General features: G+C 58.6%; 19 protein-coding genes. 5 read left to right on the top strand and 14 right to left on the bottom strand.

Annotation, left to right across the window (positions count from 1 at the left end; genetic code table 11):
* Positions 1-96: 96 nt before the first annotated feature.
* A complete protein-coding gene (locus tag CLV83_RS12815) occupies positions 97-729 on the bottom strand; it encodes a hypothetical protein (RefSeq protein WP_132292970.1) in 633 nt (210 codons plus the stop codon).
* A gap of 291 nt (positions 730-1,020) precedes the next feature.
* Between CLV83_RS12815 and CLV83_RS12820 the strand changes: the two genes are divergently transcribed.
* Both CLV83_RS12820 and CLV83_RS12825 read left to right on the top strand, forming a co-directional pair.
* Positions 1,021-1,752 carry an RIO1 family regulatory kinase/ATPase domain-containing protein gene (locus tag CLV83_RS12820; protein ID WP_207894880.1) on the top strand — a complete coding sequence of 244 codons (732 nt, stop codon included), beginning with the start codon at positions 1,021-1,023 and terminating at the stop codon, positions 1,750-1,752.
* A 465-nt stretch (positions 1,753-2,217) separates the two neighbouring features.
* Positions 2,218-3,660: a mannose-1-phosphate guanylyltransferase/mannose-6-phosphate isomerase gene (locus CLV83_RS12825; protein WP_132292976.1), complete on the top strand. Its 1,443-nt coding sequence runs from the start codon at positions 2,218-2,220 to the stop codon at positions 3,658-3,660.
* A 30-nt stretch (positions 3,661-3,690) separates the two neighbouring features.
* Here CLV83_RS12825 and CLV83_RS12830 read toward each other — a convergent pair whose 3' ends face one another.
* Both CLV83_RS12830 and CLV83_RS12835 read right to left on the bottom strand, forming a co-directional pair.
* Positions 3,691-4,347 carry a DsbA family oxidoreductase gene (locus tag CLV83_RS12830; protein WP_132292979.1) on the bottom strand — a complete coding sequence of 219 codons (657 nt, stop codon included), beginning with the start codon at positions 4,345-4,347 and terminating at the stop codon, positions 3,691-3,693.
* Positions 4,348-4,422: 75 nt separating this feature from the next.
* A complete protein-coding gene (locus tag CLV83_RS12835; RefSeq protein ID WP_132292982.1) occupies positions 4,423-5,745 on the bottom strand; it encodes a DEAD/DEAH box helicase in 1,323 nt (440 codons plus the stop codon).
* A gap of 191 nt (positions 5,746-5,936) precedes the next feature.
* On the opposite strand from CLV83_RS12835, the gene CLV83_RS12840 reads away from it, so the two are divergent.
* The gene (locus CLV83_RS12840) at positions 5,937-6,623 is read left to right on the top strand and encodes a P-loop NTPase family protein (RefSeq protein WP_132292985.1); all 687 of its coding nucleotides are present in this window, start codon (positions 5,937-5,939) and stop codon (positions 6,621-6,623) included.
* A gap of 108 nt (positions 6,624-6,731) precedes the next feature.
* Here the strand turns inward: CLV83_RS12840 and CLV83_RS12845 are convergent, their stop codons facing one another.
* The 3 genes from CLV83_RS12845 to CLV83_RS12855 form a co-directional block, all read right to left on the bottom strand.
* Entirely contained in the window at positions 6,732-8,318 is a 1,587-nt protein-coding gene (locus tag CLV83_RS12845; protein ID WP_132292988.1) for an ABC-F family ATPase, read from the bottom strand.
* Between the two features lie 124 nt (positions 8,319-8,442).
* Positions 8,443-8,868, bottom strand: coding sequence for a YbaN family protein (locus CLV83_RS12850; protein ID WP_132292991.1), 426 nt, complete (start codon positions 8,866-8,868; stop codon positions 8,443-8,445).
* Positions 8,869-8,960: 92 nt separating this feature from the next.
* Positions 8,961-9,626: a hypothetical protein gene (locus tag CLV83_RS12855; protein ID WP_132292994.1), complete on the bottom strand. Its 666-nt coding sequence runs from the start codon at positions 9,624-9,626 to the stop codon at positions 8,961-8,963.
* 188 nt (positions 9,627-9,814) lie between these two features.
* Between CLV83_RS12855 and CLV83_RS12860 the strand changes: the two genes are divergently transcribed.
* On the top strand, positions 9,815-11,770 hold the full coding sequence (locus CLV83_RS12860) for an EAL domain-containing protein (protein WP_132292997.1): 1,956 nt from the start codon (positions 9,815-9,817) through the stop codon (positions 11,768-11,770).
* Between the two features lie 11 nt (positions 11,771-11,781).
* Here the strand turns inward: CLV83_RS12860 and CLV83_RS12865 are convergent, their stop codons facing one another.
* The 6 genes from CLV83_RS12865 to CLV83_RS12890 are packed head-to-tail and all read right to left on the bottom strand — an operon-like array spanning position 11,782 to position 17,644.
* Positions 11,782-12,267: a phosphatase domain-containing protein gene (locus CLV83_RS12865; RefSeq protein ID WP_132293000.1), complete on the bottom strand. Its 486-nt coding sequence runs from the start codon at positions 12,265-12,267 to the stop codon at positions 11,782-11,784.
* Entirely contained in the window at positions 12,260-12,835 is a 576-nt protein-coding gene (locus CLV83_RS12870) for a histidine phosphatase family protein (protein ID WP_132293003.1), read from the bottom strand. The genes CLV83_RS12865 and CLV83_RS12870 overlap by 8 nt, the downstream gene beginning before the upstream one ends.
* A 31-nt stretch (positions 12,836-12,866) precedes the next feature.
* Positions 12,867-13,946, bottom strand: coding sequence for an MBL fold metallo-hydrolase (locus CLV83_RS12875; protein ID WP_132293006.1), 1,080 nt, complete (start codon positions 13,944-13,946; stop codon positions 12,867-12,869).
* Complete coding sequence (locus CLV83_RS12880; protein ID WP_132293009.1) at positions 13,943-14,971, bottom strand: ABC transporter ATP-binding protein; 1,029 nt, start codon at positions 14,969-14,971, stop codon at positions 13,943-13,945. The genes CLV83_RS12875 and CLV83_RS12880 overlap by 4 nt, the downstream gene beginning before the upstream one ends.
* Complete coding sequence (locus CLV83_RS12885) at positions 14,959-16,659, bottom strand: ABC transporter permease (RefSeq protein WP_132293012.1); 1,701 nt, start codon at positions 16,657-16,659, stop codon at positions 14,959-14,961. Before CLV83_RS12885 ends, CLV83_RS12880 begins: the two co-directional genes overlap by 13 nt.
* Before the next feature lie 4 nt (positions 16,660-16,663).
* Complete coding sequence (locus CLV83_RS12890; RefSeq protein ID WP_132293015.1) at positions 16,664-17,644, bottom strand: ABC transporter substrate-binding protein; 981 nt, start codon at positions 17,642-17,644, stop codon at positions 16,664-16,666.
* A gap of 138 nt (positions 17,645-17,782) precedes the next feature.
* Here CLV83_RS12890 and CLV83_RS12895 point away from each other — a divergent pair, with 138 nt between their 5' ends.
* A complete protein-coding gene (locus CLV83_RS12895) occupies positions 17,783-18,541 on the top strand; it encodes a DeoR/GlpR family DNA-binding transcription regulator (RefSeq protein ID WP_132293018.1) in 759 nt (252 codons plus the stop codon).
* A gap of 9 nt (positions 18,542-18,550) precedes the next feature.
* Here CLV83_RS12895 and arfB read toward each other — a convergent pair whose 3' ends face one another.
* Positions 18,551-18,967 carry an alternative ribosome rescue aminoacyl-tRNA hydrolase ArfB gene (arfB, locus tag CLV83_RS12900; RefSeq protein WP_132293021.1) on the bottom strand — a complete coding sequence of 139 codons (417 nt, stop codon included), beginning with the start codon at positions 18,965-18,967 and terminating at the stop codon, positions 18,551-18,553.
* The gene (locus CLV83_RS12905; protein ID WP_132293024.1) at positions 18,967-19,833 is read right to left on the bottom strand and encodes a bifunctional methionine sulfoxide reductase B/A protein; all 867 of its coding nucleotides are present in this window, start codon (positions 19,831-19,833) and stop codon (positions 18,967-18,969) included. Before CLV83_RS12905 ends, arfB begins: the two co-directional genes overlap by 1 nt.
* Between the last annotated feature and the right edge of the window lie 68 nt (positions 19,834-19,901).

Below are 19,901 nucleotides of genomic sequence, written 5' to 3' on the forward strand. Positions count from 1 at the left end.
AAGACTTTACTGAGAGTGGAAATCCGTGATTTCGGTAAAGTCCTGCCCCGTGAAAGCGACGAATACCGGCATCAGAACGATGAGTTCGTCGCTTTCCTAGTAGCGCCAATGGTAGGGGAAAGGCCTGGGATGCATGCCTGAAAACCAGGGGTTATCGAAACTGTCGACTTCATCAATCCAGTACTTGATCTTGAACGCGTTGCCCCGCTTTTCCTCGTCTGGTGCGCCGCCATTGCGGCTGACCTGAAAATACCCCACACACCCCAAACGCTCATCCCCGGGCGAAACATTAACACGACCTTCACCCAGTCCGGTGACTCCGTCCAGTTGTCCCCAGAGATGCAGTTCCGGTGACTCATCAAACAGCATAACGCCACCATACACCCAGGTATCTCCGTCCACCGGCTGAACCAGGCTGAAGCGTCCATCGGTATCTATACCTGTCTCAAACTCCATGGCGGGATCACTGCCCAGGCTGATCTCAACACGGTCTTCAGTCTGCGTAAGGCTGACCAGGTCGGTATATCCGGCGCAGTTAACGGAGATCAGGTTTCTGAGCCGATCTCGGGCGTAGTAATGCAGCGAGCCGTTGCGTACCAGCCCCTGCCAGATATTATCTTTACCGGCTTCTGCGGCCGCAGCCGGAGGCTCGTGCCAATATGAAGGCCCGGCACAACCGGCCAACAGCATGGACGCCATACAACAGGCCATTACTGAATGTTTCATCATGATTCCTCCTGCTGTCTAAGACCACGCAGAGCTACGAAAGTCCCGCGTAGATCCTCCATATAAGCACTCTTCGTTATCACTATAGCGTTGCTGATACTTTTCCGAACTTCAATTAAGCAAACCTATTCATATATATCATCCATATGATTCTTGAATCAGTTTCAGGGAACAGACTATTCCCCTTTTTTAGGGCCGGGGACAGGACATTACGCATTTACCTGCATGATACAATTATATTTCACAGATTCTTAACGCTTTATTAAATCCGCTGCAATGAACGAAACTCTCTCCTTGTCTCCATTCTGTTTACAGCAGAACAATGTACTGCACGCGCTGCAACAGCAGTTTCCTGACCTGCGGTTCCACCCTGAGCATCTCAGTGTGCTGCGCGACACCGGCCATTGTGCCAACGCTGTGGTCATGCGTTACAAAGACAGCCAGGTTGATCTGGTGGTTAAAGACTTTGCCCGCTGCAACTGGCTGCTGAGAAAAACCTTTGCCCGCTTTATTATCGCCCATGAGGCCAAGGCTTTAGAGCAACTCTCAGGGATTACCGGCGTAACACCGCACTGCTACAAGCTTGGCGAAAGCATGCTGGCTTACCCCTTTATCGAAGGGACTCCGCTCAACAAGATCAAACAGTCCGGGCGGCGTCTACCGCGCCAGTTTTTTATCGACTTTGAAACCCTGGTCTCGCGTATTCACCAGCAGGGTCTGGTGCATCTTGACCTGCGTAACCTTGGCAACGTGCTGGTTGGGCCGGATGGCAAACCCTACTGCATCGATTTCCAATCGGCGATCGGCTTTCGCTCTTTCCCTGCAGGCCTGCAGCGTTTTATGAAGGGCGCCGATGTCACCGGTGTCTACAAGGCGTGGAGAATTCTCTGCGAGGAGCCTCTGCCAACAGAGCATGCCACCTACCTCGACGAGTATAACCAGGTACGTAAACGCTGGATCTTCCGTGGCTATCCGGTGGCCCGCCTGAAACGACGCCTGAAACGTCTGATCTGTTCTCGCAGCTAATCCTCGCTATCCCCTCTCATTTCCTCGTTCTCGGCGCAGTATAAGACTGGCGTGTGTATCTGTTTTCGCGGCACACGCTGGTCCAGGCGATAAACCAGAATTGCCAACAGCAGCAGGATCATAGAGATCCGCATCGAGATCTCCCCGGCAAACCTCGTTCATCAACCGAGTCACGATAAACAGAATCGGGAAATGCAGCAGTAACGACGGGAACGCCTGTTCACTGAGCCCCCCACCGTATGCGCCTGGCAATCCGCTTTACCGACCTGCTAATGACAGCACTGGCAAACACTGTCGGTCGAATGACTACCGGCCTCGCGCTTTTACACCGCCGTTAGCTGACACTTCCGCTTCAGTGCAAGTAGCCTCTCCGACGAGTACCACCGTATAGATACCCCAACCCGGCCCACCACTGTAGAATTCACCGCCTGTTACAGCGCCTCCAACTCTCCGCAAGGACCCTATATGCTGCTTCCTGTCATTCTCGCCGGCGGTTCAGGTACAAGGCTTTGGCCACTATCGCGCCTGGCGTACCCGAAACAGTTTCTGGCACTGACAGATAGCTCATTGTCTCTGCTCCAGACGACCCTTGAACGACTGAAAGGTATCGAGACTGCACCACCCTGGCTGATCTGCCACGAAGAGCACCGTTTCCTTGCCGCGGAGCAGCTGCGCCAGCTGCAACTCCAGAACGCCTCTCTGCTGCTGGAACCTGAGGCTCGCGGCACTGCGCCGGCCATCGCACTGACAGCCCTGCGTGCCAACGCACGCGGTGATGATCCGCTGTTGCTGGTGTTACCGGCCGATCACCTGATCAAGGATGAAGCCGCTTTTCACAGCAGCCTTACCACTGCACTACCTCTGGCCGAGGCGGGAAAACTGGTCACCTTTGGCATAACTCCCACCGAGCCTCACACCGGCTACGGTTATATCGAGTGCGGTGCTGCACTTTCAGAGGGCTCGGAATCAGAGGGCTTCGAAGTCGCCTGCTTCCGCGAAAAGCCTGACCGGGTGCTGGCAGAGCGTTTTATCCGCAGCGGCAAGTACCTCTGGAACAGCGGCATGTTTCTGTTTCGTGCCAGCCGGTTCGTAGAAGCGCTGAGCCACTATCACCCCGAGATCGTCAAACATTGCCGCGCGGCATTGGCCGGGGAAAGCCGGGATCTGGACTTTATACGGGTGGGTCAGGAAGCGTTTTCGCACTGCCCGGATCTGTCGATAGACCACGCGCTGATGGAGCCTTTGAGCCAGGACACAAAGAAGAGATCGGCTGCGGTGGTGGTACCCTTGGATGCGGGCTGGAGCGATATCGGCGCCTGGTCATCGCTCTGGGACCTGAGCGACAAAGATGCGGCGGGCAACGTCACTCAAGGTGATGTCATCTCGTTGCACAGCCGTAACAGCTACTTACATGCCCAAAGCCGGCTGCTGACAACACTGGGCGTTGACGACCTTATCGTCGTTGAAACCGCCGATGCCGTGCTGGTTGCACACAAAGACCGGGTACAGGATATACGTCTGCTGGTTTCCCGAATGGAGGCTGACGCCCGAGAGGAAATAAGCCAGCATCCGCAAAGCTATCGCCCCTGGGGGACCAGCACGGTGGTCCATAGCAGCGGCCACTACCGAGTCAAACATCTGCGGGTGAATCCAGGTGAAGGACTTTCGCTGCAAAAGCATCGCCACCGCGCCGAACACTGGATCGTGGTTGGCGGCACTGCACGCGTCACTCGTGGAGAAGAGGTATTTCTCGTGACCGAGAACCAATCCACCTTTATCCCGGTGGGCGAAATCCACTGCCTGGAGAACCCGGGCCAAATCCCGCTGGAGCTGATCGAGGTTCAGTCAGGCGAGCGCCTGGATGAGTCAGATATAGAACGCCTCAAAGACAGGTACGGCCGCAAGTAGCGGCCATTTAACAGTGTCACAGAGCCCAGATCAGGATGACTGAGCCAGCAGATCCCGAATCACCTGCACAAAGGTCTCAACCGGTTGCCCACCGGACACCAGGTAACGTTCATTGAAGACGATGGCCGGTACCGAGCTGACACCGCGCTGCTGCCAGAGAGCCTCTTCACTGCGAACCTCTTCTGCATATAGGTCAGTATCGTAGACTCGCCCTGCCTCGCCAGCGTCCAAACCCACCTGTCCCGCCAGATCACAGAGCAGCGCCCGGTCAGACGGATTGAGGTTATGGCTGAAGTAGGCATCGAACAGGGCCAGTTTAAGTGCCAGCTGTTTGTCACGGTTCTGCTCGCCAGCCCAGTGCAGCAATCGGTGGGTATTGAAGGTGTTCCACTTACGGCTGTCGCTGCGGAAATCAAATTTAAATCCAAGATCGGCACCGCGCTCGGTGATCTGGGCCTGATTCTGTGCCACCTGCGCTTCGCTTATGCCGTACTTGTTGCAAAGGTAGGGAATCACCCGCTCACCTTCTGCCGGCATATCGGGGGTCAGTTCAAACGGATGAAAATGGATTTCAGCCTCTACTTCTCCGTTGAGCTGTTCCAGCGCAAGCAGAAGGCTATGCAAACCGATAGCGCACCAGGGGCACATCACATCGGATACGAAATCTATTCTGAGTTTTGCCGGCATTCCTGGCTCCAACGATTGATCTCTTTTCACTGTTCACTGTTCACTGTTCACTGTTCACTGCGCTGAAACAGGCCTCTACTTCGAGAACAACGAGCGCCGCCCAGCCGAGCGGCTCGGCGCCTTGACCTCTTCCTGCCTGGGTAACTCTTTCGTCGCTGCCTTGGCGTTCTTGCCGCCCTTTCCTTTCTGAGACTTAGCATTCTTCGGTTTGGCTTTCGCACCCGGCTCTTTATCCGGTAGCGCCTTGCCATCCACCAGCTTGCCATTCTCCGCCATCGGCACCGGCTGCAGTTGCAGCGGCTTGTTGATGAGTTCCGAGATCGGCTTGAGAAAGCGGCGTTCATCCGGGCCGACCAGCGAAACCGCCAGACCTTTCTGGCCGGCGCGACCGGTGCGGCCGATACGATGAACATAATCCTGAGGCTGATTCGGCAGGTCGTAGTTAACGACCTGGGGCAGGCTTTCGATATCCAGCCCGCGCGCCGCCACATCAGTGGCCACTAGCACGCTGATTTCCCCCTCGGTAAAGGCGTTCAGTGCCGCGATCCGCTCCCGCTGATGCTTGTCGCCGTGGATCGCCAGCGCCTCAATCCCTTCCGCCTGCAGTGCTGCGCAAAGATCATCGGCTCGGCGTTTGGTTCGGGTAAACACCAGTGTCTGTTGCCAGTGAGCACCCTTGATCAGGTAGCAGAGCACATCAGCCTTGTCGGCATTTTCCACCGCATAGACTCGCTGGCGCACCTGGCTGGCGGCAGCATTACGCGGTGCCACACGCACTCGCTGCGGGTTGTTCAGCAGCGCATCGGCCAGCGCTTCAACACTGTCATCCAGCGTGGCGGAGAATAGCAGCGTCTGTTTCTGCTTCGGCATGTATGACAGCAGCGCCTTAATCTCGTTGATAAAGCCGAGATCGAGCATCCGGTCAGCTTCGTCAAATACGAGTATCTCGAGGTGATCGAGGGACAGCTTTTTCTGCTTCAGCATGTCCAGCAGACGACCGGGCGTTGCCACCAGGATATCGGCGCCCCGCTTCATCTTGCGGATCTGGTTATCAAAGCGCACCCCCCCGAAGATGGAGATCACCCGCATCCCCAGCAGCTGACCATATTCCAGGGTGTTGTCGCCCACCTGAATCGCCAGTTCTCGCGTCGGCACCAGTACTAAACCGCGGATCTCGCGATACTCGGGATTCGACGGTTGCTGGCTCAGACGTTCGATCATCGGCAGGGCGAAACTGGCGGTCTTGCCGGTGCCGGTCTGTGCCTCGGCGATCAGATCATGCCCTGCCAATATCAGCGGGATCGCCTGGGCCTGGACCGGGGTAGGCTCGCTGTAACCCAGGGCTTCCAGGGTGGCGTTCAGTTCGGGACAGAGATTCAGGTCGGTAAAGCGAGTCACTTGAGCTTCCGTTAATAAGGGGCTGATAGGCGTTAATTCTACCTCAGATGACCGAGGTCCGTGTCCAGGCACAACACAGGATTGAAACTGATCGGTAATCGTCACCGTTTCGACCCAGGAGTGAGGTATGATCGAACAGGTGTATAAACACCGGACAATTTTCTCCACTGGCTTCAGAACAGGGAAACCACATGAGTAAGGTTCATTTCATCGGCGGTGAAAAAGGCGGCGTCGGCAAATCGATGACCTCCCGTTTGTTAGCTCAGTACTACATCGACCGGGAACTGCCGTTCCTCGGTTTTGACTCGGATGCCTCCCACGGCACTTTTTCTCGCTTCTACGGCGAGTTCGCCTCGCCCGTCATCGTCGGCGAGGATGACAGCCTGGACGGCATACTCGAAGCCTGCGAATCAAAACCCGATCACGATCTGATTATCGATCTCGCGGCACAGACCTCCACCCGTCTCGGCGAGTGGATCGACGAAACCGACGTTTTCGGTCTGCTTGATGAGCTGGGCTACGAGGTTTTTCTCTGGCACGTGATGGACGACGGCGCCGACTCCATCGACCTGCTGGGCAAGTCACTGGCGCGTTACCCGCAGCCGGAACTTAAGTTTGTCGTGGTACAGAACTTCGGCCGCGGCAGCGACTTCAGCCAATTGCACGACTCCGACGCCTTCCAGAGCGCCAAGGCGCGCGGCGCCAGCCTGTTTGAACTGGGCAAACTGCACGCCAAGCTGACCCACAAGGTGGACTTCGCCAACGCCAGTTTCTGGGCCGCGGCCAACAACCGCGACATGATGAATATCGCTGAACGCCAGCGCATGCGGGTATGGCTTAAGAACAACTACAGCCAGCTCGACAATCTGTTCGCCTGATACTGATTCTGTCCGTCACCCGGCGCCTGCCGGGTGACGGCTAAAAACGGCAACTGCTGCTCACTATCCCAAAACATTGGGACAATAACAGCGAAGGGCGCGTCCCGATCAGTTTTCCTGGCTTTTCAGGTAGTCGTCGTAATCACCGTGGAAATCGACGATACCATCGGACTTGAGCTCAATAATGCGGGTCGCCAGTGAGGAGACAAACTCCCGGTCGTGGCTGACAAACAGCAGTGTGCCAGGGTAGTTTTCCAACGCTAGGTTGAGCGACTCGATCGATTCCATATCCAGGTGGTTGGTGGGTTCGTCGAGCAGCATGATGTTGGGCTGCTGCAGAATCAGTTTGCCGAAAATCATGCGACCCTGCTCACCACCGGAGATCACCTTCACGGACTTGCCGATCTCCTTCTGCGAGAACAGCAGACGGCCCAGGGTGCCGCGGATCACCTGCTCATCATCGCCCTCTTTGCCCCAGTAGGACATCCAGTCGTAGAGGTTCTTGTCCTCTTCAAACTCGTGGGCGTGGTCCTGGGCGTAATAACCCAGCTCCGCATTTTCGGACCATTTTACCGTGCCGGAATCCGGCTCCAGGTCACCGACCAGACACTTCAGCAGCGTGGATTTACCGATACCGTTGGGGCCGATAATGGCGATCCGCTCACCTACGCTCACCTGCAGGTTAAGACCCTCGAACACCTTCTCATCGAAGGACTTGCCGAGACCTTCCACTTCCAGCGCAGTACGGTGCAGTTTTTTCGCCTGCTCAAAGCGGATAAACGGATTTTGACGGCTGGAGGGCTTCACCTCTTCCAGCTCGATCTTGTCGATCTGCTTCAGACGGGAAGTCGCCTGGCGCGATTTCGACGCGTTGGCAGAGAAGCGGCTGACGAAGGATTTCAGATCGGCGATCTGGGCCTTTTTCTTGGCGTTATCGGAGAGCATCTTCTCCCGCGCCTGGGTCGACGCGGTCATGTACTCGTCGTAGTTGCCCGGGTAGACGCGCAGCTCACCGTAATCGATATCCGCCATATGGGTACAGACCGAGTTCAGGAAGTGGCGGTCATGCGAGATGATCACCATGGTGCAGGTGCGCTGGTTGAGCACGCCCTCAAGCCAGCGGATGGTGTTGATATCCAGGTTGTTGGTCGGCTCGTCGAGCAGCAGGATATCGGGATCGGAGAACAGTGCCTGCGCCAGCAGCACACGCAGCTTCCAGCCCGGCGCGATCTCGCTCATCGGGCCGTAGTGCTGCTCCACCGGAATTTCCAGACCCAGCAGCAGTTCGCCAGCGCGGGAGTCAGCGGTGTAGCCATCCATTTCGGCGAACTCCGCTTCCAGCTCACCGGCACGGATGCCGTCTTCCTCGGTCATTTCAGCCTTGGCGTAGATGGCGTCACGCTCGGATTTCACCGCCCAGAGCTCTTCATGCCCCATGATCACCGTGTCGATGACGCTGAACTCTTCGTAGGCGAACTGATCCTGGCGCAGTTTACCGAGGCGCTCGTTCGGATCGATGGAGACATTACCGCTGCTGGGTTCCAGGTCACCGCCAAGAATCTTCATGAAGGTGGACTTACCGCAGCCATTGGCGCCGATAAGACCGTAACGGTTACCGTCGCCAAATTTAACGGATACGTTTTCAAACAGCGGCTTGGCGCCAAACTGCATAGTGATGTTGGCAGTGGTCAGCAATGGAAACACCTGAAACTTTAAAAGGGGGGATTTATCCGGGAGGCGGATTCAAGCTCGAAGCGAACCCGCAATGTTGCGCTGCATTATGCCACAGAAAGGCGGTTAACCACAGGTCAGCGCTAAATCAGCAACGTGAATTTCGGCGGCCTTCCGGCAGGTTTTCAGGCCGAGACCAGACCACCAGCGCACCGACCGCAATGGCGCCAAGAATCAGCATCAGCAACAGCGGATGTCCTATCGCATAAACCACGATAACAGCCGCCACCAGCATGCCGATGCTGGCGGTAATCTTCGATTTACGGTCGATCACGCCGCCCTGCTCCCAGTTACGCAGACGCTCACCGAAGAGGGAGTGATTTTCCAGCCAGGCACGCAGGCGCGGAGAGCATTTCGACGCACTCCAGGCAGCGATCAGCACAAAGACCGTGGTCGGCAGCCCCGGCAGAATCGCACCGAGTATCGCCAGTCCCAGTGCGACCCAGGTCAGCAGCAACCAAAGCCAGCGCAGGCCGCTGTCTGTCGCTGTTTTTTGCTCACCGGATCGGGCCATCAGTCTTCTACCTCCATACCGCTGTCATCCAGTATAGATAATTCAGGTTCGGCTCGCGCTCTGATCCTGCCTATGTCTTTGATAAAACCAGGCTATAGCGAGTTGCAGTTACGCGGAGCCCAGTCGACGCCGCCCTGAGCGCTGGGCTTGAAGCAGAAGCTCATCTGGAACTCGGTACCGCAGCGATCCATGCTCCACTCCTCTTCCCAGACATTATCGATGGTCTGACCGCCCAGCACCCGTGGCGCGGGTGGCAGGCTGATCCAGGTATCTGTCACCAGCACTTTTTTGCAGTCGCCCTGAGCTTCGCTCATATTCGCTGACTCCACCGCCACGGCCTGCTCATATAGATCCTTGATCAAGCGAGGACCCGCGCGGGACTCTCCCGGCACCTGTGGCTGCAGATCAACGTTACCATCCTTGGCCACAGCGATGGCGTTATAAGTGGCAGTCTCTCCGCAGCGACTCAAGCGAAAACGCTGCTGCCAAATGCCCCGCGTCGGCACCGGGTTACCGGGTTCAAATTGAGGCGGGTCCAGCAGCATAAATGTGGTCGGTTCCACCCCGTACTGCTCCTCACACTGCACCTGCCGTTGCAGCACGTTACGATCCCAGTAGATCCCCAGCTTGAACAGCCGGTCCATGTAATGCTTGCTGCGCAGATACTGCTCCATTGCAGCGCCCTCGGAGCCGGCGGCAAGCGAGGGCCCGGATGCCAGCATAGCGGCAGCGGCCAGAGCAAAGATCGATACTCGCATGGAAAGCCTCAACATTAATTTTTACTCACAACTCTACTGACCCTACCAGAGCCGCTGCGCAAAAAGACAGTTTTGCGCCTTCCTGAGTCTGGACTGATCGTTTTACAGCCAGAATTTCACTTGTAGCCACACTCGTCTGGTGGTTTTATAAACACTTAATCTTATGGCCGTGAAGGAAAGGGGAACGGGTGAACACATTGTCCTCGTTCAAATCCGCAGTTATGGCAGCAAACAAAGGACTGGTACTGTTTTTCCGCAGCGAGCGCGGCCTGATCGCCACGCTCTTCATCCTCTATTTTATCGCCACGCTGACCCTCACCGGCCTGACTTTCCGCGCCAGCCAGATCGCCCAACTTTCCCAGACCCGCTCAACGCTACTCACCGCTGCCCGCTCCGGCGGCCACCTCATCGGGCGCTACTTTCACGATATCTACAGTCTGAACCGGCAGCCCGGCGACGTGCACTACCGGCTGATCGTCGAGACACTGGATCAACTGGTGGCCGATCTGCCAGAGGTAGAGTACGTCTATTCCATGGACGTGGTGGGCGACCAGGCGTTTTTCATCGTCAGCAATGAAACCCGCCTTGATCTGCAACGCGGCACACCTAGCCGCTTCTATAACCCCTATGGTTCGGCACCGAAGGAGCTGTTTGAGGCCTATCACTCCAAAACGGACATATTCACACCGGTGTACACCAACGAATGGGGCACTTTCCGCTCCGCCTTTGTGCCAACAAAACGTTCCGACGGCTCCTATTTTGTTATGGCTGCCGACATGAAGGTCGATAGCCCCAATACCCTGTTGATCAACAGCCTGAAGCTGGCCGCGCTGGTATCACTGATCGGCTTGGCACCGATCTATCCGTTATTGCGGGTTTACCATCGCCTGCGTCGTCGGCGGGAGGAAGAGCTGGAAGCTGAGCTCTACTTCGACCCGATCACCGGTCTGCCCCGCATCACCAAAATGGAAGCGGATCTGGCGGACAATACCGAACCACTGGGCGGCATACTGATTAATCTGGACGAGTTTCACGCGGTCAATACACTATTCGGCTACGAGGTAGGCGACCACCTGCTTGCCGAAATCGCGCAGGCACTGCGGGCTCAACTCCCCGCCGACACCAAGCTGTACCGATCACTGGTGGACGAATATTTCATCCTGCTGCGCGGTTACGATGAAACCCGTGCTGTTCAACTCACTTCGCGTCTGCTGGCCAGCGTATTCGAACCGATCGAAGCGGATGAACAGCGCCGTATTACGCTGACCGCGCGCGCCGGCCTTGTTCTGAACGAAATAGATCCGGTCCGCCTACAGCACGACGCTCGTGAAGCAATGGATGAAGCCGCACGCAGCGGTATCGAGATGCTCGTTTTCAGCGATGCGCTGCGACCGGAGCAACGCTACGAAGACAACCTGCACTGGCTCAATGTGCTTAACGATGCATTCCGCGATCACCGGGTACGGCCCTGGTTCCAGCCCATTCTCGATACCACAGAAGGAAAGATACGCCACTACGAGGCTCTGGCCCGAGTGGTGGATAAGGATGGAAAGATCCATACGCCGTTTCATTTTCTGCCGGTAATCCGCAAAAGTCATCTCTACCGACAATTGACCTGCGCCATTATCGACCAGAGCTTCGCCCTGTTCGGCCCGCTGACTTCAAGCCTGTCGATCAACCTGACCCGCTTCGACCTGATGGATGAAGAGACCATCGCCTACCTGTTGCAGGAATACGAGCACCACGGCCTTCACGGCCGACTGATTATCGAGGTCATAGAGTCCGAATCGATCGGTTACCAGGACGAAGTACTGAGAGTGCTGAAACAACTCAAGTTGGCGGGAATAAAACTCGCCATCGACGATTTCGGCAGCGGCTACTCCAACTTCGACCAGATGCTGAAGATCGATGCCGACTACCTGAAGATCGATGGTTCACTGATCAGCTGCGTACTGACCAGCCACAAGGCAGGCGCGTTGGTCGATGCAATCATCAGCTTTGCCAGCAGCCTGGATATCCCTCTGATCGCCGAATTCGTCGAAGATCAGAAGATTCTCGACTACCTGAAAATCCGGGGCGTGCAGTTTATGCAGGGTTTCACCATCGGCAGACCCGCGCCCGCCGATCAGCAGCAGATTCTATGACATAGCACGAATCAAAAAGCACCCGGCGCGCACTGCAGACAGGTCAGCCCCAGCTCGCGCCAGCGCGCCACCACCGCATCGCGGTCATCCAGTACCAGCCAGGGGCTAAAGCCATCGGCGCGGATCTGCGCCAGCAGCTGTTGCTTCACCGCCTCGTCATCCACCTCATCGTCACCCAAAGCGCGCAGGTAGGCGCCGTCGTAGGGAATCTCATGACGATCCAGCCACTCCAGCGTATGTTCCCGGTGTGAGTCGGGACGCCCGCTGCAGATCACGATGCGCTGCCCCTGGGATTTCAGAATCTGCACCAACGCCCGCACCGGCTCGATCACCGGCGCCTGCTTCATATGCTCAAAAAACGGATCCCAGGCTTTCTTCTCACTGAGCACCCACTGATGCACCTCGGTCGGATCGAAGTGCGCCAGGGTGCCGTCCACATCCACGATGACCGTATCCGCATTATCTAAATCAGACCTGTTTAACTCAGACTTATTCAAGCCAGTTCTCCTCAAGTGTTGTCATCTGCCAGCCACTCTCGACCGGCTCGATCAGTACCGGCTGGGCGTTATCGATCCGCGGTCCGTGCGGCGTACCTGTCTGCAGTTCGCGGATCACGCGGTATACGCCGGAGTGCGCCACAACCAACGGCAGTTCATGCACCGCCAGCAACCGGTTCAGTGTTTTCAGTACGCGCCCTCGAAAGGCGCTCCAGGGTTCGCCATCCGGCGGGGTTTCCTCGTACGGGGTCTGCACACTCAGCGGCGCCAGCTCCAGGCTGCCCCAGTGGCGTTCGTTCAGCCCTTCAAAGCTGTAAAGAGGATGCCGCGGCACCGCCAGATGGGCCGTGCGCCGTGCCCGGTAAAGGCCGCTGGTGGCCACGCAGCTCCAGCAGTGACGGTCCAGCCAGTTAGCACTCAGCGCCTGCTGTTCACCGAGCTTGCTCAGCGCCACATCGCTAGCGCCGCAGATGATGCGGTGAGCGTTCGTTTCGGTCTCGCCATGACGCATAAACACGAAGGGTTTGCGGGTCAGGCTCTGGCTCGGGAAAGGGGATGAATCACTCATCTGTCGTCTCAATCGTGCTTTCAATACGGGTTCAATCGATAGCTATTGCGGCGTTTGCCAACCGGCCTGCCCCGCCCTGAGCGGGCAGGTAAAGCGCATCGCCCATTACCTCGCGCCAGCGCACCAGCGGCTCAAGGCCAGTAAACAGCGGGATGACCCGGCGTGCTCCGAGGAGCTGGCTCAGACGACTCAGGTCTGAGCTGCGCGGGTGTACATTCCAGCGCAGCCAACAAGCCCGGCCCGCCTCCACATCGGCACGCGCCTTGGGTGGCGTATAGCCGGTGTAGATCAGCTGCCGGTCGCCGCGCTCTATCAGCCGTTCGATCTCTTCGCCCAGTCCTTCGGGGCTGCCGATCAACGCCACATGGCTCCGGTCCAGCGAACCTGAGCCAGACAGCCGCTCTAAACTCTCCCTGACGCCTGGCTGAAAACAGCCCTCAGGCAGGGACTTAAGAGTGTCCAGCTGATCGGCGCAGCGCTGATCCATGGCCCAATCGATCCCCTGTTCATCCAGCCAGAGCGCCATCTCCAGCGCCCGTCCCGAGGCGGGTACCGGCAACAGCGTCGGTTGTTCAAGTCGCGCCTGCAGCGCCGCGCGGCAGTCGGTCTGAGGTTTGTCATAGAGGCCGTAGGAGGCATCCAGTAGCGCCAGTTCAGCCGGGGGCGGCGGATCAAAGCGGAACAGTGTCGATTCCAGCGAATAGTCTCCGCTGTAGAACAGCCCGCCGCCGATCTCGAAGTGCAGCCAGACTCCGCCCAGCGAATGGCCCGCCTGTCCGCAGCGCACGCGGATACCGGCGATCTCCAGCTCACCGTTCAGAGGTAGCGGCCGGTGTTGCAGATAGTCAGGCAGGGCCGCAGCAACAGGCTCAGTTGTATAAACCGGCACATCCGCAGGCAGCCGGTCAGCGGCACCGATATGGTCCACATGGTCATGACTGATGATGACCGCATCCAGTGGCCGCCCCTCCGGCAGCTCCCAGCCGATCTCCATACCCGGCTCCAGTGCACCGCCAGCCTCGATCAAAATACGGGCGCCAGCGGTTTCCAGCAGCAAAGCCGCCGGCGCCTTGCCACCCAGGCCGCTGAGGATCTCAAGCCTTGCACTCACCGCGCGGACTCCAGTGACCAGCCGCGGCTGATTTGAACTGCGGCACGCTGGCCCGCCTGCAGTGGCTGGTGGTGATAGGCCATCAATTCAGCACCGCTGGCCAGGCGCAGCTTGAGTTCATAGCGCTCACCGCGATAGATCGACTCGGCCACATCCACGGCGATACCGCGCTCACTGACGCGCACATCCTGGGGGCGGATCAGCACCGGCGTAGCAGCGCCGACGTCGCAGGAGAGGCCTTTCAGCAGCGCCTCTTCACCCAGCTCCATGCCAGCACTGACACCGTGTACAGGTGCCACGCCTCCCTGGCCGATAAAGCCGGCCACCCATTCACTGCGCGGGAAGGTGTAGAGTGCCTGTGGCGTACTCCACTGCTCCAGACGCCCCGCATTCATCACCGCGATACGACTCGCCAAAGACATCGCCTCGGCCTGATCGTGGGTGACATAGATCATCGTGGCGCCGGTACGGCGGTGGAATTCGCGGAACGCCTCTTCCATGGATGCGCGCAGGTGGCGATCCAGGTTGGCCAGCGGCTCATCCAGCAGCACCACGTCCGGTTCGGTCACCAGGCAGCGCGCCAACGCCACACGCTGACGCTGACCGCCGCTAAGCTCTTTCGGCGCCCGATCCGCCAGGTGCGTCAGTTGCACCGCTTCCAGCGCCTCGCCGATGCGGCGTTTGCGCTCACTGTCGGCGAGCTTTTGCATCTTCAGCGGATAGCCCACGTTCTGCGCCACGCTCATGTGCGGCCAGAGTGCGTAGGACTGGAACACCATGCCCATGCGACGCTGTTCCGGTGGTAGATGCACACCTTCTCCCGCCAGCAACTGACCGCCCAGACGGATGGAACCGCCGGTGATAGTTTCAAAGCCCGCCAGCATCCTCAGCATGGTGGTTTTGCCGCAGCCGCTCGGCCCCAGCAGCGCGACAAACTCACCCGGCTCGATCGCCAGGTTAAGCCGGTCCACCGCGGGCTGATCACCAAAATATTTGCTGACGTTATCCAGAATCAGGTTCGCCAAGGTATAACTCCTTGCGGCAGCCAGCGCCCCATCAGGCTGAGTAACAGCATCAGCGCGACCACCATCAAAACGATTACGACGGAGATGGCAGCGGCCAGCACGCTGTCGCCGCCCTCATCCAGGTTGAATACGAGCACGCCAAGCGTCTCGTTACCGGCACTCCACAGCAGCGCCGATACAGTGAGTTCGTTCACCGCGGTGAGAAACACCAGCAGGCCTCCGGCAAACAGCGCCGGTGCGACCAAGGGCAGCACGATCTGCACCAGTCGGCGCAAAGGCCCGGCCCCGGCGAGCTGCGCCGCCTCTTCCAGCGAGCCATCGAGCTGCCCGGCGCTGGCCTGCACCGGCTTCAATGCGATGCTCATAAAGCGGGCCAGGTAGGCGATAAAAATAATCGCTAGCGAGCCGTACAGGCTCACCTCGATCACCGGCAGCGGCTGGGCGAACAGCAGGATGCAGGCGATCGCCAGTACCACGCCCGGCAGCGCGTAGGGAATCTCGATCAGGCTGTTCAGGCTGGTGCGGGCCCGCACCGACATGCGCGACATCATCCAGCCCAGCGGCAGGCTCAGACACATCAGGAACAGCGCAGCACCGCTGGCCAGCAGCAGGCTGTTGCCGAAGGCACGGGCGGTGGAGCCCTGACGCGTCAGCATCTCCACGTAGGCACTCAGGGTGAAGGTATCGCTATCCAGCGCGACGCCCAGCGCCGGTACCAGGGAGCTAATGATCAGGGCGATCAGGGGCGCCACCAGGATCAGCGCCAGCACCGTCCAGAGCAGCAGTTGCAACAGCAGACGATGACGGCTATCCAGCACAAACGCCTGGGCGCGGCCGGTGTGGCCCAGCAGTTCATACTGGGCACGGCGCACAAAACGCTGCTGCACCAGCACGCCGATCAGCGCCAGCACACCGATCAGCATGGAAAGCACCGCCACATCGCTGAGCATGCTCTGGCCGAAACCCGCCATATGCTGATAGATCAGCGTTGGCAGCACGTAGTAGGAGGCAGGAATCCCCAGCATGGCAGGGATACCAAAGTTGCCCAGCGCCGAGACAAAGGCGATGGCCGCCGCAGCCACCAGGCCACTGCGACAGAGCGGAAAGATCACATCGAGCCAGACGCGACGCTGACTGGCGCCGTTGATCCGTGCCGCCTCGATCAACTCCGCCGGCATATTGATCAGGCTGGATCTCAGCGTCAAAAACACCAGCGGCGCATGCTGAATCCCCATCAGCAGGGCGATGCCCTCGGCGGAATAGAGCGGCTGGGACGAACCCAGCGCCGGAGCGATTCCTAACGAATTCAGCAACGGGCTGCTCGGTCCGAACAACTGCAACCAGCTCAGCGCCGTCACCTGGGGTGGAATCATCATCGGCAGCATGAAGCAGAACACCAGCCACTGACGACCGGAGACATTGGTCAGCGACAAGGCACAGGCGAACAGCGCGCCCAGCACCAGCGCAATCAGCGTGGCCAGGCCGGAGGTATAGAGACTGTGATAGGCCGCCTGCCAGGTGGCGCCATCACGCAGCACCCGCGCCAGTGGCGACTCACTGCCAAGCTCCAGCTGGCTCAGCGCTTCGACCATCAGGCGCAGGCTGGGCGTGAGGCTAAGCAGAAGGATCAGGGAAAGGATCAGGGCGACCAGCCAGCGGGGCTGGTCACCGGAGAGTGCACGCAACATCGGATCAGCCGCCGAAGATTTCGCTGAAACGTGCCTTGTTGGCTTCAGCGTTCTCAAGCGCATCGGCTGCATCGAACGGCATCAGTTTGATCTCGCTGCGGGCCGGGAAGCCTTCTGGTGGTTCCACCTGATCGCTGGCCGGCAGGTAACCCTGGCTGCGCACCAGTTGCTGGCCTTTTTCAGAGAGCACGAAGTCTACAAACTTCTGCGCCGCATCCAGGTTCTTGGCGTCTTTCATGATCGCCACCGGCTCGGTGACCATGCTGCCGCCCTCGGTGGGGAAAGCAAACTCGATGGGCGAACCCTTGGCCGCTTCGCGGATGGCAAGAAAATCAACGATCACACCGTAGGGCTTGTTACCGGATGCGACGGCCTTGAGCACGCCGCCGTTACCGCCCTGAGCCTGGGTCTCATTGTCCGCCAGTGATTGGTAGTAATCCCAGCCCAGATCCGGATTGGAGGTAAGCGTAGCCAGGTGGATCAGCGCCGCGCCGGAGTACAGCGGGCTCGGCATCGCCACCTGCCCCTTGTATTCGGTACCGGCCAGGTCAGCCCAGCTTTGCGGCGCTTCGGCGGCACGCTGGTGGCGCACTATACCGGTAGTGATCAGCTTGGTGCTGTAGTAGTAACCCTGGGGCTCATAGAGGGATGCATCGTAGTGTTCACGCTGATCACTGAGGTAAGGCTGAAGGTAGCCATCCTGCTTCAGCGATTCCATGGTGACGCTATCGGCGATCAGCAGCAGGTCCGCACGGGAGGCGCCGCTCTGCAGCTCGGCACGCAGGCGCGCCATCAGTTTGGTGGTGCCGTCGCGCACCCACTCCACCTCGATCTCCGGATAGGCTGCATTAAACGCGTCTACCGTTGCCTGGGCGTCGGTGTTGGGCTGGCTGGTGTAGAGCACCAGTTTGTCATCGGCCTGGGCCAGCAGCGGCAGGGACAGTCCGGCGATACCTACACAGGTCAGCAAGCTTTTCTTGAGCATTTCAGCACCTCCTTGAATTCGATGCTGAAAAGGTAATGTCATGTTCTTACACGAAAATGACAGCCAACTTTCGTTTCAACGCTCAATGCTTTCGTTTTATCGCCATTACCGCTTTCGCCGGTAAAAAGGACAGATTTAATGCATAAACGAAGACAGGCCATCACCGAACTGGTCAACACTCGCGGCCGCACCGAGCTGCAGCAGCTGGCGGATACTTTTGATGTGTCGGTGCAGACGATCCGCACCGATGTGCGCATCCTGGCGCAGCAGGGGCTGGTGTTGCGCAACCACGGCGAGGTGATGCCCTTTCCGCACCGGGAAAACATCAGCTACGACCAGCGCCGCATCAGAAATGCGGCGGGCAAACGCAAAATCGGCGAACTCTGCGCCACCTGGCTGAACGGTTTTCAGAGTGTTTTTCTCGGCACCGGCTCCACCCTGGCGGAACTGGCGGCGCAGTTGGGTCCACTGCGGGGATTACAGGTGTACACCAATAACCTGCACGCCGCACGACTGCTCTGCGAGCACCAGGACTGCGCGCTGACGGTGGCCGGCGGTCGGGTTCGTTTGCGGGATCAGGATGTAATCGGCGGCGATGCACTACGCTTTTTCCAGCGCTATCACGCCGATATCGCCATCACCTCGGTGGGGGCTATGGACGCAGCGGGAAAACTCTACGATTACAACGATGACGAGGTGATGGCGCGGGAAGCGATGCTGGAGCAGAGCCGTTTCCATATTCTGCTGATCGACAGCAGCAAGTTCGACAACAGCGCCCCCTGCAGCGCCGGCCAGCTGGAACAGTACGACCTGGTGGTCACCGACGCGCCCCTGTCGAGCCGGCTCCAGGGCCAGTTGCTGGCCGGTGGTGGTGAACTGCTGCAGCAGAAGCCCTGAGTGGCTCGATCAGAAATCCTTGACCCGGCCACGCATCGACTTGGTTTTACCGCGCTGGGTTTTCTTGTCCATGCGCTTCCTCTGCGAGCTGCGCGTCGGTTTGGTGGCACGGCGCGCCTTCTGCACCTTGGTCACGCTCTGGATCAGTTCGCGCAGCCGGTCCAGCGCATCCAGGCGGTTCTTTTCCTGGGTGCGAAACTGCTGCGCCTTGATCACCACCACGCCCTCCTGGCTGATGCGGTTATCGCTCAGGGCCAGCAGGCGCTCCTTGTAGAACTCGGGCAGCGAGGAAGCACGGATATCGAAACGCAGATGGATGGCGCTGGAGACCTTGTTGACGTTCTGACCGCCCGCACCCTGGGCGCGAATGGCGGTCAGTTCTATCTCATCGTCCGGGATATGAACATTACGTGAAACCTCCAGCATCAGAAACGTTTCTGGTAGCTGTGGCAGTAGGGGGTTTTGCCGGTACGCACGTAGTAATCCTGGTGGAACTCTTCGGCGCGCCAGAACGTCTGCATCGGCAGCACGCGGGTCACCACGTTCAGCCCTTTGTTTTCCAGCAGCGCGATCAGTTTATCGCTGATGCCGCGCTCCTCGTCATCATTCACGAAGATGGCAGATGCGTACTGCGGCCCAATATCCGGCCCCTGGCCGTTGTCCTGGGTCGGATCGTGGATTTCGAAGAACAGCTTGGCCAGGGTCTCAAAGTCGGTCTGGCCGACGTCGTACAGCACTTCAACCGTTTCCAGATGGCCGGTGGTCTTGGTGCACACCAGCTCGTAGCTGGGGTTTTCCACATGACCGCCCATGTAGCCGGAGACCACAGACACCACACCCGGCACCTGCTGCAGCAGATGTTCAACGCCCCAGAAGCAGCCCCCAGCGAAGTAGGCTTTCTTCAGCGTACCGCCGACCTTTTCGGCCAGTTCCTCGGCACTGACGAAATCCATGGAGATGGAGTTGACGCAGTGGCGCACGTTCTTACGGGTCAGCATCTCGCCTTCAAACACATGGCCGAGATGGCCGTCGCAGTTGGCGCAAAGGATCTCGGTGCGGCGGCCATCCGCATCCACTTCACGGCGGATGGCGCCCTCGATCTCATCATCGAAGCTGGGCCAGCCGCAGTGGGAGGGAAACTTGTCTTCCGAGCGGTACAGCGGTGCACCGCACTGCTTGCAGGTGTACACACCGGTTTCAAAAAAGTCGTCATATTGGCCGGTGAATGGGCGTTCGGTGCCTTTGCGCAGAATCACGTACTGCTCTTCCGGCGTCAGTTGTTTGTAGCTCATGTTCACCCTCTGTCTCTATCTCTATCTGAATAAGAGCCTGTGCCTGTTCCAGCGACCGGAAATCTCAG

This window comes from Marinobacterium mangrovicola, from assembly GCF_004339595.1.
Classification (GTDB): domain Bacteria; phylum Pseudomonadota; class Gammaproteobacteria; order Pseudomonadales; family Balneatricaceae; genus Marinobacterium_D; species Marinobacterium_D mangrovicola.